Origin of the sequence: Mesorhizobium sp. WSM3868 (genome assembly GCF_002294785.1) — a bacterium.
Classification (GTDB): domain Bacteria; phylum Pseudomonadota; class Alphaproteobacteria; order Rhizobiales; family Rhizobiaceae; genus Mesorhizobium.
This window is the reverse complement of the sequence record NZ_NSGB01000023.1, coordinates 16,744-35,406: the sequence shown is the minus strand read 5'-3', so window position 1 is coordinate 35,406 and position 18,663 is coordinate 16,744. Positions and strand designations below refer to the sequence as shown.

The following is an 18,663-nucleotide window of genomic DNA, read 5'->3' as shown; positions in this document are numbered from 1 at the left end:
CGAGATGATAGTCGATGTCGATGCCAGTCAGGCCCGGGTCGCGGGCAAGTGCGGCCCTGGCAAATTGGGGCGGGGTCATGCGGTCGATCGCAAAGCGGAGCGATGCTTGACGCATGGCTTTCCTTTCTCTTCCATGAAGTGCGGGTCGTCGTTCTCGGATGACTTGCTTGCGCCGCGCAGCAATCATTCGTTGTTAAACGAGACCGGAATGAAGGAGGTGAGTCAACCAAACTCCCGCCGCTTTCCTTTCATCGATGAAAGGAAATCAGGTTCCCATGATAGTATTTTATCACTCTTTCAGACGTTTTCCGGCAGATAGATCTCAAATGGTAGAAAAGTCTCCCCAGGGGTCTCCGAAGTGCCGACCTTGATGGCCTGGGCCATCAGCGTCATCAATTCCTGGCAAAGCAGGCGCTGGGGCGTGCCGACCGACATCGTGATCGTGCCATCTGCGAGTGCTGCCCGCGACTCCGGCGTGATCTCGTTGACGATCGCGACGAGGCCCCGGCTTTCGCCTTCTTCACGGAGCGCGGAGATCGCTCCCTCCATACCTCCGCCGGCCACATAGAAGCCGGTGAGTTCGGGTTCCCGTTGCATGAGATCCAGCGTTGCCTCGTAGGTGATCTGCCGTGCCTCAAGGTTCACGAGCGGATCGAGCAGCTCGAATGTCGGTGCATTCTCACGGAAATAGGAGCGAAAGCCGACCTCCCGCAGCTCCTGCCCCTGAAAACGGTGGCTGCCGACAAAAATCGCCACCTTGCCCGGCCGTCTTGCAACCTTTGAAAGCATCCACGCTGTCGTCCGCCCGACCTTGCGGTTGTCGAGGCCGATATAGCCCTCACGAACACCTTCGGCGAAATCGGAAAGCAGCGAGAAAACCGGTACGCCTTTTTCCTTGAGTTCTTGGACGGCTGCCGTGATCGCGGGATGGTCCGGCGCCACCATGGCGATCGCGTGGCAGCGCGCGCCGAATTCCTTGAGCAGTGGAACAAGGTCGCAAGGCATGTGCGACGGCGCGAATTCGATGAGCGAAGTGCCGTGGAAGCACTTCGCCGCGTTGACCGCCGCTTCAACCTCAAGCGCGAGGCGCTGGTAGAAGTGGTGAGTCGGTTTTCTCAGGATGAAGCCAAGCCGATATTGCGGCAGGTCCCGCTGCAGGCGCTGCTTGATAAGACCTGCGGCGTGATATCCGATGGCCTGTGCCGCGGCTAAGACCCGCTGCGCAGTCTCCTCCCGCACCGGATGACGGGCATTCAGAACTCGATCAACGGTGGCAACACTGAGCCCGGCTTCCCGGGCGATATCAGCAATTGTGGGTCGCTTAGCCATGGTCTGAGTCTGATGAAAACGACATCAGGAAGAAGCCCAGTAAAGGTAAGATTTTTCAATAAAATCTGTCATTCCTGCATGATCCTGTTCGCTACCGGGAATTCTTGTCGTGGCGGGGTGGGAGGCAGAAGCCGAAACCTGAACCACGCGCCTTCCGACCGTCTTCGACATCATCGATGCCCATAGATCATTGATCCCTCTGTGCCAAGGTCGCTTTCGTTGCTTAGAGCGTGGGCGAATTGCTCAGCCGTGTCGACGAGAGCTGACCGCGGGGCTCCGATTGAGTTCCGCGCCCGGTTTCATGAACCGTCGCAATCTTCGTAAGCCCTTAAGCGCGTCGTCGATGGCTTGTGTGTCGTGACCAGTGCGGGACCTTCGCAAGGCACACATGATTTTGCACTCACCGCATGTTGGGATTCTTGATTTCATTGGCCCGCGCGAGGCTGTTTGGAACCCGCGGCTCGATTGTCAGGCGTTTGCGACCAGCCAGGCGATTCAACCGGTGGCGATGCTGCCGCCTTGCACGGTGCGGGTGCCGTCAGTGGCTGGCCGGTTGATGTCTCGGCGGGCTGGTGGCCGAAGAAGGCAGCTTGCAAATGCGCCTGATCCAATTCGCCTTCCCAGCGGGCGACGACAAGCGATGCGACCGCGTTACCGATCAAATTGGTGAGTGCCCTGCATTCCGACATGAAGCGGTCGACGCCAAGGATCAGCGCCATTCCAGCAACGGGAACAGTCGGCACTACGGACAGCGTAGCGGCCAACGTGATGAAGCCGGCACCTGTGACACCTGCTGCACCCTTCGAGGAAAGCATTGCGACGAGCAGCAGGAGGACCTGATCGCTAACTGACAAATCCGTATTCGTCGCCTGCGCGATGAAAAGGGCCGCCAGGGTCATATAGATATTGGTGCCATCCAGATTGAAGGAATATCCGGTCGGGATGACCAGGCCCACGACCGAGCGCTTGGCCCCGGCCTTTTCCATTTTCTCCATGAGAGAGGGCAGCGCGGCCTCGGAGGAGGAAGTTCCGAGAACCAGCAGCAGCTCTTCCTTGATGTAGCGGATAAGAGAAAAGATCGAGAAGCCGTTGTAACGGCAGACTGCACTGAGAACCCCGAACACGAATAGAAAGGCGGTGAGATAGAAGGTCCCGACCAGCATCGCAAGGTTGGCAACCGAACCGATGCCGTATTTGCCGATCGTGAAGGCCATTGCTCCGAAAGCGCCGAACGGTGCGGCTTTCATGAGGATGCTGACCAATTTGAAAACGGGTGCAGTGAGGTCCTGAAGAAAGGAAAGAACCGATTTGCCCGATTCTCCGACCGTCGCCAGCGCGATGCCGAAGAGGACGGAGAAGAACAACACCTGGAGAATGTCGCCTTCCACGAAGGCGCCGACAATCGTGGTCGGGATCATGTTTATCAGGAAGCCGGTCACGGACTGCTCATGGGCCTTTGCGGCATAGCCATTGACGGCTTGGACGTCGAGCGAGGCCGGATCGATGTTGAGGCCGGCCCCAGGCTGAATGACATTGCCGACGATGAGGCCGACGAGAAGAGCGAGCGTCGAGAAGGTGACGAAATAAGCCATCGCCTTGCCGGCAACACGGCCGACCTTCTGAAGATCGCTCATGCCGGCAATTCCGGTCGCCACGGTCAGAAAAATAACGGGCGCGATGATCATCTTAACGAGCTTGATGAAGGCATCGCCGAGCGGCTTCAGGTGTTCTCCGATTTGCGGATAAAAATGGCCAACTGCAACTCCGAGGATGATTGCGACAAGCACCTGCACGTAAGGCTTGGCACAAAGAGTCTTGCCGGATGCGCGGTTTGCGCCGGGGGCCAGTGGGGTCAACATGTTATTCTCTCCCTGACCGGTTTGGGGCGGGCCCTTCCTCCCTTCCCGCGCTTCTCCCATCGCGGCGCTCCGGTCGAACGCTGCTTCGGTGCCGGTCGCAACAGTCGTGCCAAGCCAAGAAATCGCCCGGTCTCAGGTATTTGCTACAATTGCAGAGCAAGATTGGGTGGTTTTGTGCACTGATCGCTGGCGGGAGACCCAAAGTTCCGAACCAGCCCGCTTGCAATCGGTTAATTCCAGCAACGCAAAGTTCTGACTTTGAAGGACCCAAAGCGCGTGCACATGGTTCTGCCGGGCTCACAACAGGTCGTCCTTAGACGGTGGTTCGCCACGGGGGAAATGCTCCGGCGTAGAGGCGGGCGAAACTCCGAGCGAGCGCTTCCTCGCTATGCTCGAGATGAGCAGCCGTCAGGTGTTAGCAGTGAGTAAGCAGTTGACCGTCCTTCCGCCGCTACTAGCGCACTCCGTTACTTCCAAGCGACAACCAAGATCGACATCTCCGTCGGAAACCTGGCCTTGCCGCCGTGGATTTGGCCGCTTGTCCGGCGGCGAACCCTTTCAGATTGGTCGATACATCAGAACCCGACCCGTCGGGATCAGCTGCAGTAAATAGTCGAAATCGCTGATGTTGCCCGTTAGAACGGTAAATCCCAATTTCTGCGCATGCAGGAACAGCACGCAGTCCTGAAGTGCCCGAAGCCTTGAATCATGCTTGTAGCCTTGGAGGCGACACAGCATTCCTGACAGAAGGGCGGCTCGGCCCAAGACATCGGGATCTGGCGCAAAAACCCGATGGGGCGGCATATCCTTGATCATGGTCCCGATCTGCTTGATTGCCTTGCCGGTGCCCGAATGTTTCGGGTCAAGGACACCGACTGTGTGCATCAGCTCTTGGATCGCTACGGTGGAATGGTTGATCTGCCTGACATCGAGGAGGTCGGCAACTGCTTCAGGCGCCCGGCCTTGCAAACCGTCGATGTAGACGCAGGTGTCCAGCAGCAGTTCTTGCCCCGCCCGGACCAGGTTGCCGATGATCGGCAGCTCCATGTCGGGGCGGCGGCTTAAGGTTTTTTGGGGATCAAATCGCGACCATCTTACGGCCACACTAAAGTCGAAATCAGCCAATTCAGAATCCGAGCTTCAGCGTCGGATCCACAGTTCCCCGTGTTTTCCTGAAGGTCTCGGCGAAGTTGTCTTCCAGAGCCACATTAGCCAACGCAAATTCGACGAGTTCGGTATCAGACATCAATCCGGTTCGAGCTTTGGCCTTCTTGATTAGATCAGCACTCACCCGCCCCGCAATCCTGCCGTCCTTCTCAGCGCGCAGGCCGGATTCTTCCGCCCTCTGCAGGACGGCCTTAATCCTGGCCAAGCGACGGACCTGCAATTTCTCAGCCAGTTTGGAAAGGGTTCTCGTCCGCTTGCCCACTGCCCCTCGGCCGCGACGCATACGTACAGCAGTCTTCGTCATCGCGACTCCTCGCATGTCCGTTTAACAAAATTCGAATTTAGTGAACATAGCAGGCAGGGTGAATTTTTCAAATCGAAAGGTGCGAAGACATCCCGATCCTCTCGCCGGCCGACCTGGGGCAAGGCCCGCCGACTGACGCCGTCAACAACGCCTCCTGGACCGCCAATGGCGAGCGCGCCGGCATCTCATGGGGAACGCACACGGGAGCAGCTGGGCTATCTCTCGGGCTATTATGGCCGCACCCCCGTCACCCGTGTCGGCAAGCTTGAGCTGCGGGTTCCGCAGGATCGCGCCGGCCGCTTCTCCACCGAGTGTTCGAAGCGCCTCGGTGGCCACCCTAGCGGAGATGTATGTGCAGGCCGTGTCGACCAGGAAAGTCAGGGTGATCACGGCTGAGCTGTGCGGCCATGCGTCCTGGGCGGCCTCATCGATCTTGGCCATCAACAAGCGACTGCACGAGCCTGAAGACCTTTGCCGAGCGCCCGCTTCGCGGGCCGTTTGCTTACTTGGACGAGCAGCCTATCCCTTATCCATAGCGTGGATGCTCGCGATCTAAACAATCGATTTTACCAATCCGAGCCTGTCGTACATAGACCGGCTAAGTGACATGCACCGCCGCTGCTCTATCGCGTGAGGTGCACAAACGAATCCAATTGCTGGGAGAATGAGTTGCAGATTGCCGACCCACCTCGAACTCTCTGATTTCTTGAGAACACTGCGAGCCAGCCGGGGTCTTTAACGCAAAACCGTTCGAAGGCTCGACGTTGCGCCGGTGCACGGCTGAGGTCCGGTTAAACCGTGCTTGCAGATCTGCTCAACCGATCGACGGCAGACCAGGCGTGGAGCTCTCGCAAAGGAGCTGCGGCAATTGCGGAAGCAGCGCTGCGTTCGGTTGCGCCACATAGATCCTGTAGTATCCATCAACACAGCGGTCAAGGGCCGAAAGGATCAGCGGCCTCTACGAAAATGGCTTGGCCAGTTCAAGGCAGTGATACGAAGACTATGCAAATGCAATTGGCAACGACCACTATCGTTGGCTATTGGTCCGCGCGGGAGCGAGACAGCCAACCCTCCTAATGCTTATGGTGTTCTGAAGGAGACAATGTAGATGCGTGTTAATGGCTCGAGAATGGGTCGGTTCGTTGTTTCTCGACGGCGCGAGGGTCTCGGTGACTGCCTGTGGTCTCTCGCATCGGCTTGGGACTACGCACGTCGGACGGGACGAGCTTTAGGAATAGATTGGCGCGGCTCTTGCTACCTTGACGATCCTTTTGCGAATGCCTTTCCGGTTTTCTTCAAGCCAATTGAGGAGATCGGTGGTGTACCGGTCATTTGCGATGACCAAATCAACCACGTCTCATTCCCCGGACCGTTCTTCCCGTCGTGGTGGAACAAGCCATCCATTGACTGCGTGTACCGTCCGGATGAGCAAATTTTCCAAGAACGTGATGAGCTTAGCGGTCTCTTCCGGGCCCAGGATGATTGTGAAGCGAACACGGTAATTTGTGATGCTTGTTTGATGTGGCGTTGCGATGAGGAAGCCGAGCGAACGATATTTCGGAGCATCACGCCGAGGGCCGAAATCGAGGATCGGATTGAAGCGCTTTACCAAGAACACTTTGCCGGCCACAGCGTAATTGGAGTCCATGTCCGCCACGGCAACGGCGAGAATATTATGGATCACGCCCCCTACTGGGCTGATCAAAAGATTGCCTTAGAGCAGGTATGCACTGCCATTCGTATGGCCAAAGCGCAACCGCATCCAAAGCCTGTAAGGGTGTTCTTGTGCACAGACAGCGCCAAGGTTGTTGATCACTTGTCGGGCGCATTTCCCGAACTTTTCACTGTCCCAAAACGCTTCCAGGCGGATCAGGCCGGCCCGCTACACAGTGCAGCACTGGGCGCGGAAGGGGGTTTCTCCGCTCTCGTTGAAATGTATCTCCTTGGTCGATGCGACACTGCAATTCGCTTTCCTCCGACTAGCGCCTTCAGCCGCTATGCCCGCCTCTTCGTGCCGCGCATTATTGAATTCGATTTGAATGACCCACGTCGTTTGATCTCGAGTGATAAGGCCTTCGAACGTTCCCCGGCTCCATGAAAGCGTTGGCATGCCTTTGCGCAGCGTCGCCGTTCGCCTCGCCCAATTCGTCCCCTTCTCGCCACGCAACCCCGCCGCAGGCATGCAGGTTCTTGGGCCCGTCAAAATCAAAAAAGGATTGAAGCTTGTCGCAGAGAAAAGTAGCTTTGATCACCGGGATCACGGGGCAGGACGGTTCCTACCTTGCAGAACTGCTTTTGAAAAAAGGCTATTCTGTGCACGGGATAAAGAGACGCTCGTCCCTTTGCAATACAGATCGTATTGACCATCTCTATCATGACTCTCATGAAAGTGGTGTGAACCTTACACTTCATCACGGTGATTTGACGGACTCGTCCAGCCTTACGCGCGTGATCCAACTTGTTCAGCCGGACGAGATTTACAATTTGGCCGCTCAGAGCCATGTTGCAGTCTCCTTTGAAGAACCAGAATACACCGCGAACTCCGATGCGTTGGGGGCGCTGCGTATCCTCGAGGCAATTCGGATCCTGGGGCTCGTCAAGCATACGCGCTACTATCAGGCCTCGACCTCCGAGCTTTACGGGCTGGTGCGGGAAACGCCACAGACCGAGACTACACCGTTCTATCCCCGGTCCCCCTACGCCGTGGCCAAATTGTATGCTCACTGGATGACCGTGAACTATCGAGAAGCTTACGGTTTGTATGCATGTAACGGCATTTTATTCAATCATGAATCACCGGCGCGCGGAGAAACCTTTGTAACGCGCAAAATCACGCGCGCCTTGGCTCGGATTAAGCTTGGAATGCAGCGGAGCCTCTTCTTGGGCAACCTTAATGCGCGTCGTGATTGGGGGCACGCGCGAGACTACGTCCAGATGCAGTGGTTGATGCTTCAGCAGGAGCAAGCTGAAGACTTTGTGATCGCTAGCGGTGAGCAACATTCGGTGCGCGAATTCGTCACCGTCGCGGCCGCTGAACTCGGCATGGATATTCGTTGGGTGGGGGAAGGGGTCGACGAAGAGGGGTACGATGCAAAGACCGGCGCTCTGATCGTAAAGATAGATCCCCGTTACTTTCGTCCTGCGGAAGTCGAGACACTTCTTGGCGATGCGCGCAACGCCAGGGAAAAACTTGGGTGGGAGCCCAAAATCTCCTTCATTGAATTGGTTAGGGAGATGGTTCGGGAAGATTTGCGCATGGCAGAGCGTGACGCAGTGCTGATGAAGCAAGGTTATTATTCACACAGTCCACGAGAGTTATGCTGACAACGGCGGCGCCATGCGGGCTTGTTGTCAAGTGCTATGGCGGCCTTCTTAAGGAGCGCTTAGAGCGCGATCAATGGAAAATAAAAAAATGAAGAAAGTTTATGTAGCAGGCCATCGCGGCCTTGTTGGATCCGCCACGATGAGAGCCCTCGAGGCGTTGGGATCCTATGAAATAATAACTCGCACTCACGATGAATTGGATCTATTTGATCGGAGCGAGACGCGCAGGTTCTTCATGTCGCGGCGGCCTGATTACGTCGTTATGTGCGCCGCAAAGGTTGGTGGTATACTGGCGAACGCGAGCTCCCCCGTCGATTTCCTTCATAACAACCTGGCGATTCAACTCAGTGTTTTTGATGCCGCTTACGCTTCCGGCGTCGAACGGATGATTTTCCTTGGCTCCTCGTGTATCTATCCACGCGACTGCCCGCAGCCGATACGTGAGGAATACCTTCTAACCGGTCCGCTTGAAGCGACGAATCGTCCCTACGCTTTGGCAAAAATCGCAGGAATCGAATCATGCTGGTCTTTTAACCGGCAGTACCAGACGCGCTATCTCACGTTGATGCCGACCAGCTTATATGGTCCCGGCGATAATTATGACCCCAAAAATTGCCACGTTCTGCCTGCTCTGATACGCCGTTTTCATCAAGCTAAAATGAACGGCGACTCCTCGGTTGAGGTCTGGGGATCCGGAAACCCGCGGCGAGAGTTTATGTATTCGTCGGATGTAGGCGATGCCATAGCATTCCTCCTTGGCCTGCCAGATTCAGATTTTGACGCCTTAACGGCTCCTGACACTGCGCCCCTGATCAATGTTGGCGTTGGCGAGGACGTCACGATTCGCGAAGTGGCGGAACTCGTCAAGGCGGCGGTCGGCTGGGAGGGCAATTTGGTATTCGACACGACGAAGCCAGACGGTACTCCGCGCAAGTTACTGGACGTAACGCGCATGCGTAACCTTGGCTGGAAAGCCAAAACGTCCCTTGGTGCCGGGTTGCGAGCGATGTATGAGGATTTTCTCCGCGTTCATGCGGCTTGATGTTGATGCGCGCATCCTGGTCGGACTGCGTGCCCGAACGGGTGCAAGCTTGTTCAGTCAGGCCAAATAGAAGAGAGGGACGCATACGGCCTAGGCGGCCACAATATTGGCCTGCGCTAACGGTGCAAACCGGACCTCTTTGCGACCGGCGATGCAGGGGATCAGTCGGAAGCTTGCCCAAACCAATGGGGAGGCCGCATTACCGGCCGCACCTGGAGGCTGTGCGTGAGCGCCGTCGACTCAAGCCGCCGGTTAGACTGCTCGACCTCGCGGGAGCCGCGGCTTAGGAACCTGCCATCGCTACGAACGCAACCGGGGCCCGCCATGCCTCGGGCAGGGCTTATCCCAAGGCGGTCCGGTAATGGCGGACGTGGATGTATGCTATTCGCAGGCGCGGGATCGTGTCCCCCTAGGTGGTGTAGCTGACGGCATTGGTCGCCGTGTTCTCCGTCTGGGAATGGATCAAGCGATTGCACTTTTGCTTTCATGCAATGTCTTGCCCAGTCCGACCAGACGGGCCGCCGCTTGACCCGTCGGCATGTCAATGACCGTGATTGCCCTTTCTGCAAGGAAGCGCCGCTCGTTCCTGGTCAGCGTTGCTGTATCGATTGCCGCAAAATGTGGGCCATGGGAGCGCTTCATGATCTGTCGGGCATAGGTGCGCAGCATCTGATCGTTGAAGCGGCAGCCGAGGAAGAATAGACCACGGCTGGCTCGCCGTTCCTTCACCAGGTCAGGGATCGGCGTTTGGATGTCGATTTCGCTCAGCACTTCAACGTAGTCGGAATCTGCGACGAGGAAGTTTGCCGCCGGCCTGGCACCGCCGTGAGGGGCGTAGAGAACCGTCTTCGCCGCTGGTGCGGATTCGAGTAATATCCCGGCCAAATCGTAGGCTTTCGTCCAAATGTCACCGATCTCGTGCGCCCGTGTCACGCCCTGTATTTCGACGACGTCCGTTCGGCGGGTCTGTATTAGAGCCGCGCGCATAGCACCGTCGTACCAGCTGTCGACGATCAGTGAGAGCGGCAGCGTTGCAAGCCAGGCATGCAAGATGGTCGGAACCACAGGGGTCGCGAATATTTCGGCCATCCAAACTTGAAGGGTCCGGCGGTGCCGGCGCTGTTCGATATACTGCGCTACCGACCACATGTTGGTGCGAATCTTCGAAGGGGCTGGGGTGCGCTTGTTGAGCGCTGCGGCAACGGCTTCGGGGGTATGCGGTACGGGCGGCCCCGCGGAGCGGATCTCAAGCAGACCTGGGCCGAGATAGGGGATGACCTCGTCGGCCGCGAGCGCTTTCTTCAAAAGGTCAAGCTGCCTTTCGGCAAAACTGTCCCGAACGACCACGAGGTGGCCCGAGGTCATTGTGTTCATGCTCGTATCCCTTTGCCGCTCTCTTTGTGTCAACCCGGAGTCAGTCCTCGTCGGAAATCTTTCTTGCCTCCACGGTAATCGGCAAAGCCGTATCCCGCGGAAGGTCGGGCAAGACTAACCGCCAGCCGTTCTTCAGCGTCACAGCCCCACCCCACAAGTGTTCGTTGTCGACCTTGATGATCGGCTCTTCGAGATCCTTTTTGGGAATATATGCCGACAAGCCAGCACCGGTCCTGCGGATCATTACCCTCATCGGGTCGTTCCTTCGTCAAAACCAGCATCGATTTCGGCAGTGCAAGAAATGCCAGCCGTCTCAAGGCTCATGAGTTCACGCGCACGCATGCCGACGATGGTGCCGCGATCGATCCATTCGACCGCATAGATGTAGAATTGCTGGAGAAAGGTGCCGATGTCGCGCACATAGCCCTCGTCGCCTTTGCGCACCAGGTTTTCGCCGATCTCCTTGCCAGGATAGGTGCCGTCATTTTTTATGTGGCGTGTGGCGCGGACCCGCTCACCCGGCATGAATCGCGGGGGTGTACGGATTTCGATGTCCTCTTCGCGTCCGAGGCTCATGGCCGTTCCTTTCTCTCGGCTGCAGCTTTCCAACAGGAGGTCGATGGTCCTTCGGAGGCCTGACCCGGTCGGTAGCCGAAATGGAGGGTCAGGCGGGGACGCAAGTCTTCGACACCGGACATACCGAGGCGCACTGCTGCGTTTCGAAGGCCCCCTCGCATTCGGTGCACTTTTTTGGATCGATCACGTAGCTCTCGCCCTTGAACTTGATCGCGCCGGAAGGGCATTCGAACTCGCAGGAGCCGCACTGGGTACATTGGGAAGCGATGATCTTATAGGCCATTTTCAACTCCGGTCGGTTTGAATGAGACGGCTCAGGCCGTCGCAGCCAGTGGCTCACCCCCAAACTCGGCTGCGTAAAGCGCGCCGATGGCGGTCTCGATGTAGTCATACCCGTAAGCATCCGTTGCTCGGATACCGCCCTCCTTGAGTCGATCCTCGGGGCAATTTCCAATTCTCGCGCACAGCACGATGTCTACGCCTTCGAGCGTAGAAATGACGCCGTCGAGGCTCGTGTCCTCGGCCCGGCCGCCGAGGCAATACTGCTCGACCTTGCGATGACCGACGAAGCTGATCCCTTTCGGCGAGGCCTCGTAAACCTGGAATTCCTTCGCATGGCCGAAATGCTCGTTGATGCGGCCGCCACCTTTGGTCGCTACCGCGACCAGAAGCGACTTGCCGGAGCCCGCGGTCTTGACCATCCCGAGCGCCTCGCTCTTGGCCGCCATGCGATCGCCCCGCTCGCGCGCGACCACCGTCCGATAGGCCTCGCGCTTGCTGGCGTCGTAGGTGACCTTGTCGGGAAGCCGGTCGAGCGTGAATTCCTGGCCACGATCCTCGCCCAGCATGCCGACAGCATCGGCCCGGCACTGCCGGCAGTGGCGCATGAGCTTGGCGCCGCCTTCGAGACGATCCTGAAGGGTCTTCAGCTCCATTGCCGTGGGGCCGCACTGCCCGCTCAAGCCGTAGTGCGTACCGTGTACCGGGTCAGAAATCAGCGGCATGACATTGTGCAGGAATGCGCCGCGCTCCTTGACCCATTTATTCACCTCGATTAGGTGCTCGTCATTAACGCCGGGGATCATGACCGAATTGATCTTGGTGAGGATGCCGCGCGCCGTCAGCATCTCCAGCCCCGACATCTGTCGTTCGTGCAGGATCGTGGCTGCCTCGACGCCGGCATAACGGCGGTGATCATAAAAGATCCATGGGTAGATCTTGGCACCGATCTGCGGGTCGACCATGTTGATGGTGATCGTCACGTGATCGACATTCATTTCGGCAAGCTCGGCGACGTGGTCTGGAAGCGCGAGGCCGTTGGTGGAGATGCACAGCTTGATGTCGGGGATTTCCTTGGCGACCAGTTCAATTGTCGCCTTCGTCTTCTTCCAGTCGTAACAGGCATCGCCCGGTCCGGCGATGCCAAGTACGGAAAGCTGCGGCACTTCGTTGGCGACCTCGATCACCTTGCGCAGCGCCTGGTCGGGCGTCAGCCTCTCCGAGACGACCCCGGGCCGGCTTTCGTTGGCGCAGTCATATTTGCGATTGCAGTAGTTGCACTGGATATTGCAGGCCGGCGCGACCGCCACATGCATGCGCGCGAAATAGTGGTGCGCTTCCTCTGAAAAGCAGGGATGATCTTTGATCTTCTCCCAGACAGCTGTGTCCATCTCGTGCGGCTTTGCGGAGGAGCCGCAGGATGAAGATGCGCAGCCAGCGGACCTCGCTCTGGCCGGCAACTGATCGAAGGATGTCGTGCCGGAAAGGCCCTTCAGCGAAATCATCGGTGCGGACATTGAAGGGCTCCGTGCGTAGTGGACTCCGCACGTCCGAGCGCAAGAGATATGCCAACTCCAAAAGCGGGTTTTGTCCGTCAATGTTGGCTTTACGTCCGCCTTTGTGCCCCGCTGTGTCCGTTTCGCTGCGACACGGTTGTGTCAGGTCCCCGACGACGGACAAAACGTGGTCGCGAAACGTACCCGTGTTTGTCTCAGTTTCGCCTATTGCGGGGAGCAGCCGTGCCCCCAAATGTGGTGCATCAATGACGTTTAGAACTTCTTCACGCCGATACGATGCCTGCGCAAAGCATAGCCGACCTGCCGCGGCGTGAGACCGAGGAAACGAGCCGCCTTGGCCTGAACCCAGCCGGCTTTTTCCATAGCCTCGATTAGTCGGTCACGTTCCGTCAGACGCGGGTTCATTGCAGGGCAGGCGGGATGGTTGGGGTCGCAGGTCTTGCCGGGCGATGCCTCATTGTGGGAAGCGCCGCCTCGCATGGCAGGCAGCGGTGACCCAACCGGCATCATATTGCCACGTGCGAACTCGTCGACGGCATAGCCGCCTTGCGAACCGCCGACTCCTTTCCACAGAAGAGAAGAAAGGCACTGGCTGTTCTGGCAGGCAAAATCCGCCGGACTTATTGTCTTTGAGCGCGCAAGTGTGGCCGTCCGTCGCACACAATTCTCCAACTCACGCACGTTGCCAGGGAAATAGCATTGCGAGATCAGGTCAAGCGCCGACGGCGTGAAGGCAAGATCGCGATGGTTCTCCTTGTTGAATCGGTCGAGGAGAGATTTCGCAAGGCGCGGAATATCGCCCGGGCGTTCTCTGAGGGGAGGCAGGACTATTGGCACCACGTTGATGCGGTAATAGAGGTCGGCTCTGAACTCTCCATTCCGGACAGCCGTCTCGAGGTCCTTGTTGGTGGCGCATATGAGCCGCACGTCAACCTTTAGGGTCCTGGTGCCACCCACTCGCTCCAGTTCTCCTTCCTGCAAGACGCGCAACAGCTTGGCTTGAAAGGCAGGCGAAATCTCGCCGATTTCATCAAGCAGCAGGGTTCCGCCATTAGCCAATTCGAACCGGCCGGCGCGCTGCAGGATAGCCCCGGTGAAGGCGCCCTTCTCGTGGCCAAAGAGCTCCGATTCCAAAACGCTTTCGGGCAGTGCGGCGCAGTTCAATTTGACGAAGGATTTCTCCCTCCTGTGCGAAAGCTTATGGATGGCCTGTGCAAAGAACTCCTTTCCGGTACCGCTTTCGCCTCGCAGAAGCACGGTGGAATTGGTCCTGGCCACGACCGAGACGATCTCGAGCACTTGCTTGAGCGCGGGACTTTCTCCGATGATTCCGTCGATCTTGACATGCCGATGCCGGGCCGGATGGGTCCCGTCCTCGTCGAGCGACTGCTCTGGTCTCGGTTGCTTTTCGATAAGTGACTGACGAGCCGTGCTCAAAGTGCGATGGAGGCGGATGGTCCGAGCGACCAGATTGGCGACCATGGCCAGGAAGCGTAGGTCCTCCTCGCAGCCGAACATGGTAGTATCGTTCTTGACGCGGTCAATCGATAGTGTCCCGAAGATCCTTTCCTCAGCCTTTAGCGGGACACCGATAAAGGCAGTTGCGATCGTACCGCTGCTGGATTGAGGATCAGCCTGGAATAGCTCTGACGTGCTTGTGTCTTGTATGACAATCGGCACTCCAGTAGCGACGATTTTGTCTATTACGGCCTGGGGTACGACGCTGCCGGCGCCTGATTGAGTGACAGTGCCGCCGCTGGTTGCGCTAATCTGCGGCTGTCCTTCAGCGCCCAGGACGACGATTGCACCATGACGAATATGCATAAACGAGGAGAGGACATTCGCGACATTGGTAAGCGTAATCTCCAGCCGGGCCGGGGCAGTCAGAACCTTCGATATCTCGTAGATTCCCCCGAGCAAGCTGTCCGCGCCGCGCACCGCTTCGACCGCAGGTTCAGGCGGAGTGTGTCGTGATCCAATTTCACCGACCTGATCTGGAGGCATGTGAGCCATGCGAACACCTCAAGCGTTGTCTAAGGTGGTCCCTCCCGCGCCCTTTTTGTATTTTGCGTTCGAGAAACATAGTCGGTAATTGCGACCAATATTGACGGTCTTGACCGCAATTTGCGAACCTCTCGTTCTCGCACTTTGCGCCAGTCATCCGAACTTGAAGAGAACGCCGAAGCCGCCGCGCGGGTAATTCCACACGATCTCACCGCTGGCCTCGCAAAGCACGCGACACGTGCCGCATTCCATGCAGCCGTCGAAAGTGGTCTCCACCTGGCCCTTGTCGTTCTCCTCATAGCACTTGGCCGGGCAGATGTATGTCAGCGCCAGCAGGTTCGCGCTCGGCCTCTCGTGCGGTTGCACTTTGATATGCGGGCGGCCCGGATCGACTAGATAGCGATTCTGATAAAGCTTCTCCTCGACGCGTAACTTCGTCACAGCGATCGTCATCCTGTTTCTCCTTCAGCGCCATGCGAGTGCCAGGCGGACCACATCGCTGATCAGCCCCCAGCGCGAACGCGCCTTGATGAAGGCAGCAGTGGTCGCCTTTTCCTTCTCGATTTTCGGAGTGCCGTCGACACGCATGAAATTCTGCGCGGCCTGCGACATCAACTGCGGGTAAGTCATGAAGAAATTTCGGGAGTTGGTGTGTATCAGGGCCGGCATGTCCTTATATTTCCGCAGGTCTTTGACTACGAAGGACTTGTCCAGCATGGTCTTGTAGAGGGCCAGGTTCTTCCTGATCATCGGCTGGTTGCGGCCCTTGATCTCAATGATCGCTTCGCCCGCGATGCGACCGGAAGTCATGGCAAGGTTCGAACCCTCGCGGTGAATAGCGTTGTTCAGTTGGGCGGCATCGCCGACCGCGACCCAACCGTCGCCGAAGAGCTGCGGAATTGCCTTGTAGCCACCTTCGGGAATGAGATGCGCGGAATACTCCTTGACTTCAGAGCCCGCGATGAGCGGCCGGATCGAAGGATGGTTTTTAAAAGCATCGAGGAGGACGTATGGGCTCTCCATTGTCTTGGCGAAATCGGAGACGAGGCAGCCGATGCCCAGAGAGATCGACTCCTTATTGGTGTAGAGGAACGCAAGTCCAGCCATGCTGCGGGAGATCGTGCCCGCCGCTTCGATCACGCAGCCTTCGTCCCCTTGGAGGCCGAATCGCTGCTCAATGACCTCATCGGGTAGGAAATGCATCTCCTTGACAGCGAGCGCCACGCTTTGTGGCTTCAGCATCTTGCGCAGGCCGGCCCGTGTACCGAGCAGTCCGTTGACACCTTCTGCGAGCACGACGACGTCCGCGTAGATCGGCCCGCCAGCCCGGTCGGTGCGCACGCCGATCACCTTACCTTTGGCATTGCGGACTAGGTCGGTCACTGTCGTCTCGCACAGAACCGTCGCGCCGGCCTCGCGCACCTTGCGCGAAAACCACTTGTCGAACTGGGCGCGGATGATTGTGTAGCGATTAGGCTTCGCCTCGTTGAAATCATCCGATCGATACTGCATCCCGGTGTGGGAGGTGTCGTCCATCACCCAAAGTCGCTGCTCGACCAGATGCCGCTCGAGAGGCGCATCATTCCGGAAATCCGGGATGATTTGCTCCAACATGTCTGCGTACATGATGGCGCCCTGGACATTCTTGGAGCCCGGATACTCGCCGCGCTCCAATTGCAGCACCGTCAGGCCCTGTCTTGCCATAGTGTAGGCGGCCGCGTTTCCGGACATACCGGCGCCGACGACGATGGCGTCGAATTCTTCTTCGATCATGGCCGTCTCCCTTAGCTCGCAAGCTTGTCGTGGCTGTGCGGCGACAGCCGCCGGGTGAAAGCTTCCGTCAATGCCGGCAGGAAACGGATCGCATCGGTGACGATGCCGAGGTGGGCAAAGTCGAAGATCGGGGCGTTCGGGTCGGTGTTGATGGCTACGATCAAATCAGCCCCCTCCACGCCAACCCGATGCTGGATAGCGCCCGAAATCCCGGCCGCAATGTAAAGCTTTGGCCGGATGGTCTTGCCCGTTTGGCCAATCTGCCGATCGGCCGGCATCCAGCCCTTCTGGACCAGCGGGCGCGAACAGCCATATTCGGCGCCGATTGCGCGCGCTAAATTCGTCACAAGCTGTAAATTCTCCGCTGAGCCGAGGCCGAGGCCTCCGGCAACCACGATGTCAGCGTAGGCGAGATTTGCCTTTGCCGATTGGCGATCGAGCTTGAAGCCAAGGACTTTGGTAATGATCTCTTCCTCGGTCATCGACAGCTTGTGACGGATGACACGCCCAACCGGCTTATCCGTTCGCGGTGGCATGGCCATGACCCTCGGTCGTACGGTGGCCATCTGCGGCCGGTAGTTGAGCGTATAGATCGTGCATAGCAAGGAACCGCCGAAAGTCGGACGGGTCGCGGCGAGCGAACCGTCGACATCCACATCGAGTTCGGTACAGTCGGCAGTGAGCCCTGTCAGCAAGGTCGTTGCTACTGAGCCGGCGAGATCCCTGCCGAGCGTGGTCGCACCGAGAAGCAGAATTTCCGGTTTGTGCGTATTGACCAGATCCGTCATCGCCTTGGTGAAAGGCTCGTTGCGATAGTCAGCAAGCAGCGGTGCCTCGACGAGGTAGACAAGGTCGGCCCCGTAAGCGAAGGCCTCGGCAACGGCATGCTGGGTGGCCTCACCCGGCGGTCCGAGCACGATTCCCGCAAGCTGAATGCCAAGCTTGTCGGCGAGCTTGCGGCCTTCGCCAAGCAGTTCGAAGGAGACGGGATGGACCTCGCTGCGTTCCAGTTCGATGAAAACCCAGACATGCCGATAGTCCCTAAAGTGCTCAGGCAATTCCTTCTTGATTCCGGCACGGCCGGCGGACGGAGGAGCTTCGCGTTTCGCCTTCAACATCTCTCTCCTTGCCGTCCCGTCACTGGCCGCCGTCGAAGGCGAGTTCGTGTTCCAGCGCTGGCTGGCGGGTGAAGATTGCGGCAATCAGTTCGTCAGCGACGCCATGCTGCGTCTTGTCGGTCATGTCGATCTGCGTCGCCTTTTCCGCCCGCGTGGTAGGGGCGAAAACGCGCTTGACGACCGTCGGCGAGCCGCGCAGGCCGCATTTGGTGAGGTCCTCAATGCCAGCTTCGGCCGCGCTCCACTTCACGATCTGGCTGCGTGCGGCGCGCATGGCGTCGTCGAGCGAGCCCCTGCGGATTTCGTTGGTGCCTTCCAGCATTGTGATGAGGCAAGGCAGCCGGCTTTTCAGCGTCTGCGTACCGCCTTCCGAACGGCGCTTGACGGTGATCTCGCGCGCGTCGAGATCGATAGAGGCGATCTTCGGCACATAGGTGAACTGCAGGAGGCCGAGGCGCTTGGCGATGCCGGGCCCGACTTGGGCGGTATCGCCGTCAATCGTCTGCTTGCCCGCGAAGACGATGTCCGGCGCGCCGAAGGTCTCGCCAATTCTCACAATTGCCCGAGAAAGCGCAAAGGACGTCGCCAGCGTGTCGGAGCCGGCAAAGCAGCGGTCGGTCAAGAGTACCGCGCGGTCAGCGCCATAGGTGAGCGCCTTGCGCAGCGCATCTTCTGCCATCGGCGGACCCATGGTAAGCACGGTGACCTCGCCGCCATGGGCGCCGCGCAATCTCAGTGCCTCTTCGAGGGCGAACAGGTCGTAAGGGTTGATGATGGTTGGCACGCCCTGGCGCATGATCGTGTTCGTCACCGGGTGGACACGTATCTGCGCGGAATCCGGCACCTGCTTGATACAGACTACAATGTGCATTGCTTCCCTCTCGGCTCTAGTCCGCAAGCCGCCCTGGCGTTCATCTCCTAAGCAGCATCATTCGTGCCAACCGTTCTGCGCTGCTCTGTCCTCCTTGAGATCGGGTCGTTTTGTTCCGAAGGTGCC

Annotated in this window: 16 protein-coding genes and 2 pseudogenes; 4 read left to right on the top strand and 14 right to left on the bottom strand. The window is 58.3% G+C overall.

The window, feature by feature from the left end:
* Window positions 1–297: 297 nt before the first annotated feature.
* The 4 genes and pseudogenes from CK221_RS26620 to CK221_RS26600 all read right to left on the bottom strand — a co-directional run bounded on the left by CK221_RS26620 (window position 298) and on the right by CK221_RS26600 (window position 4,659).
* Window positions 298–1,329, bottom strand: coding sequence for a LacI family DNA-binding transcriptional regulator (locus CK221_RS26620; protein WP_095779874.1), 1,032 nt, complete (start codon window positions 1,327–1,329; stop codon window positions 298–300).
* Window positions 1,330–1,934: 605 nt separating this feature from the next.
* Window positions 1,935–3,188 (bottom strand): annotated as a pseudogene (locus tag CK221_RS26610) (dicarboxylate/amino acid:cation symporter); the annotation flags it as partial.
* A gap of 558 nt (window positions 3,189–3,746) precedes the next feature.
* Window positions 3,747–4,313: a DNA-binding protein gene (locus tag CK221_RS26605; protein ID WP_095779872.1), complete on the bottom strand. Its 567-nt coding sequence runs from the start codon at window positions 4,311–4,313 to the stop codon at window positions 3,747–3,749.
* Between the two features lies 1 nt (window position 4,314).
* On the bottom strand, window positions 4,315–4,659 hold the full coding sequence (locus tag CK221_RS26600; protein ID WP_095779871.1) for a hypothetical protein: 345 nt from the start codon (window positions 4,657–4,659) through the stop codon (window positions 4,315–4,317).
* Window positions 4,660–4,839: 180 nt separating this feature from the next.
* Between CK221_RS26600 and CK221_RS26595 the strand changes: the two are divergent.
* The 4 genes and pseudogenes from CK221_RS26595 to CK221_RS26580 form a co-directional block, all read left to right on the top strand.
* Window positions 4,840–5,168 (top strand): annotated as a pseudogene (locus tag CK221_RS26595) (transposase); the annotation flags it as partial.
* A gap of 599 nt (window positions 5,169–5,767) precedes the next feature.
* On the top strand, window positions 5,768–6,757 hold the full coding sequence (locus CK221_RS26590; RefSeq protein ID WP_095779870.1) for a nodulation protein NodZ: 990 nt from the start codon (window positions 5,768–5,770) through the stop codon (window positions 6,755–6,757).
* 125 nt (window positions 6,758–6,882) lie between these two features.
* Window positions 6,883–7,983 (top strand): GDP-mannose 4,6-dehydratase, encoded by a 1,101-nt coding sequence (gmd, locus tag CK221_RS26585; protein ID WP_095779869.1) that lies wholly within the window; start codon window positions 6,883–6,885, stop codon window positions 7,981–7,983.
* 73 nt (window positions 7,984–8,056) lie between these two features.
* Window positions 8,057–9,025: a GDP-L-fucose synthase gene (locus CK221_RS26580; RefSeq protein ID WP_095779868.1), complete on the top strand. Its 969-nt coding sequence runs from the start codon at window positions 8,057–8,059 to the stop codon at window positions 9,023–9,025.
* Between the two features lie 462 nt (window positions 9,026–9,487).
* Here CK221_RS26580 and CK221_RS26575 read toward each other — a convergent pair whose 3' ends face one another.
* The 10 genes from CK221_RS26575 to CK221_RS26530 form a co-directional block, all read right to left on the bottom strand.
* Window positions 9,488–10,399, bottom strand: a complete 912-nt coding sequence (locus CK221_RS26575; protein ID WP_095779912.1) for an SIR2 family protein — start codon at window positions 10,397–10,399, stop codon at window positions 9,488–9,490.
* 40 nt (window positions 10,400–10,439) lie between these two features.
* Window positions 10,440–10,652 carry a putative nitrogen fixation protein NifT gene (nifT, locus tag CK221_RS26570; RefSeq protein ID WP_067318665.1) on the bottom strand — a complete coding sequence of 71 codons (213 nt, stop codon included), beginning with the start codon at window positions 10,650–10,652 and terminating at the stop codon, window positions 10,440–10,442.
* A complete protein-coding gene (locus tag CK221_RS26565) occupies window positions 10,649–10,975 on the bottom strand; it encodes a nitrogen fixation protein NifZ (protein ID WP_095779867.1) in 327 nt (108 codons plus the stop codon). Before CK221_RS26565 ends, nifT begins: the two co-directional genes overlap by 4 nt.
* 88 nt (window positions 10,976–11,063) lie before the next feature.
* Entirely contained in the window at window positions 11,064–11,258 is a 195-nt protein-coding gene (locus CK221_RS26560) for a 4Fe-4S binding protein (protein WP_095779866.1), read from the bottom strand.
* A 31-nt stretch (window positions 11,259–11,289) separates the two neighbouring features.
* Window positions 11,290–12,771, bottom strand: a complete 1,482-nt coding sequence (nifB, locus tag CK221_RS26555) for a nitrogenase cofactor biosynthesis protein NifB (protein ID WP_095779865.1) — start codon at window positions 12,769–12,771, stop codon at window positions 11,290–11,292.
* A gap of 252 nt (window positions 12,772–13,023) precedes the next feature.
* Window positions 13,024–14,784: a nif-specific transcriptional activator NifA gene (nifA, locus tag CK221_RS26550; protein WP_095779864.1), complete on the bottom strand. Its 1,761-nt coding sequence runs from the start codon at window positions 14,782–14,784 to the stop codon at window positions 13,024–13,026.
* Window positions 14,785–14,928: 144 nt separating this feature from the next.
* Window positions 14,929–15,228, bottom strand: coding sequence for a ferredoxin family protein (locus CK221_RS26545; protein WP_095779863.1), 300 nt, complete (start codon window positions 15,226–15,228; stop codon window positions 14,929–14,931).
* Between the two features lie 12 nt (window positions 15,229–15,240).
* Window positions 15,241–16,548 carry an FAD-dependent oxidoreductase gene (locus tag CK221_RS26540; RefSeq protein ID WP_095779862.1) on the bottom strand — a complete coding sequence of 436 codons (1,308 nt, stop codon included), beginning with the start codon at window positions 16,546–16,548 and terminating at the stop codon, window positions 15,241–15,243.
* Window positions 16,549–16,559: 11 nt separating this feature from the next.
* On the bottom strand, window positions 16,560–17,666 hold the full coding sequence (locus tag CK221_RS26535; RefSeq protein ID WP_095779861.1) for an electron transfer flavoprotein subunit alpha/FixB family protein: 1,107 nt from the start codon (window positions 17,664–17,666) through the stop codon (window positions 16,560–16,562).
* A 19-nt stretch (window positions 17,667–17,685) separates the two neighbouring features.
* Window positions 17,686–18,537: an electron transfer flavoprotein subunit beta/FixA family protein gene (locus CK221_RS26530; RefSeq protein WP_095779860.1), complete on the bottom strand. Its 852-nt coding sequence runs from the start codon at window positions 18,535–18,537 to the stop codon at window positions 17,686–17,688.
* Window positions 18,538–18,663 lie beyond the last annotated feature (126 nt).

What these genes read in the sequence shown, in the direction of transcription:
- CK221_RS26600 (WP_095779871.1), bottom strand. Translation starts at nt 4,659, where the DNA reads ATGACGAAGACTGCTGTACGTATGCGTCGCGGCCGAGGGGCAGTGGGC.
- CK221_RS26590 (WP_095779870.1), top strand. Translation starts at nt 5,768, where the DNA reads ATGCGTGTTAATGGCTCGAGAATGGGTCGGTTCGTTGTTTCTCGACGG.
- nifT (WP_067318665.1), bottom strand. Translation starts at nt 10,652, where the DNA reads ATGAGGGTAATGATCCGCAGGACCGGTGCTGGCTTGTCGGCATATATT.
- CK221_RS26530 (WP_095779860.1), bottom strand. Translation starts at nt 18,537, where the DNA reads ATGCACATTGTAGTCTGTATCAAGCAGGTGCCGGATTCCGCGCAGATA.
- CK221_RS26560 (WP_095779866.1), bottom strand. Translation starts at nt 11,258, where the DNA reads ATGGCCTATAAGATCATCGCTTCCCAATGTACCCAGTGCGGCTCCTGC.
- CK221_RS26545 (WP_095779863.1), bottom strand. Translation starts at nt 15,228, where the DNA reads ATGACGATCGCTGTGACGAAGTTACGCGTCGAGGAGAAGCTTTATCAG.
- CK221_RS26535 (WP_095779861.1), bottom strand. Translation starts at nt 17,666, where the DNA reads ATGTTGAAGGCGAAACGCGAAGCTCCTCCGTCCGCCGGCCGTGCCGGA.
- CK221_RS26575 (WP_095779912.1), bottom strand. Translation starts at nt 10,399, where the DNA reads ATGAACACAATGACCTCGGGCCACCTCGTGGTCGTTCGGGACAGTTTT.
- nifA (WP_095779864.1), bottom strand. Translation starts at nt 14,784, where the DNA reads ATGGCTCACATGCCTCCAGATCAGGTCGGTGAAATTGGATCACGACAC.
- nifB (WP_095779865.1), bottom strand. Translation starts at nt 12,771, where the DNA reads ATGTCCGCACCGATGATTTCGCTGAAGGGCCTTTCCGGCACGACATCC.
- CK221_RS26565 (WP_095779867.1), bottom strand. Translation starts at nt 10,975, where the DNA reads ATGAGCCTCGGACGCGAAGAGGACATCGAAATCCGTACACCCCCGCGA.
- CK221_RS26620 (WP_095779874.1), bottom strand. Translation starts at nt 1,329, where the DNA reads ATGGCTAAGCGACCCACAATTGCTGATATCGCCCGGGAAGCCGGGCTC.
- CK221_RS26580 (WP_095779868.1), top strand. Translation starts at nt 8,057, where the DNA reads ATGGAAAATAAAAAAATGAAGAAAGTTTATGTAGCAGGCCATCGCGGC.
- CK221_RS26540 (WP_095779862.1), bottom strand. Translation starts at nt 16,548, where the DNA reads ATGATCGAAGAAGAATTCGACGCCATCGTCGTCGGCGCCGGTATGTCC.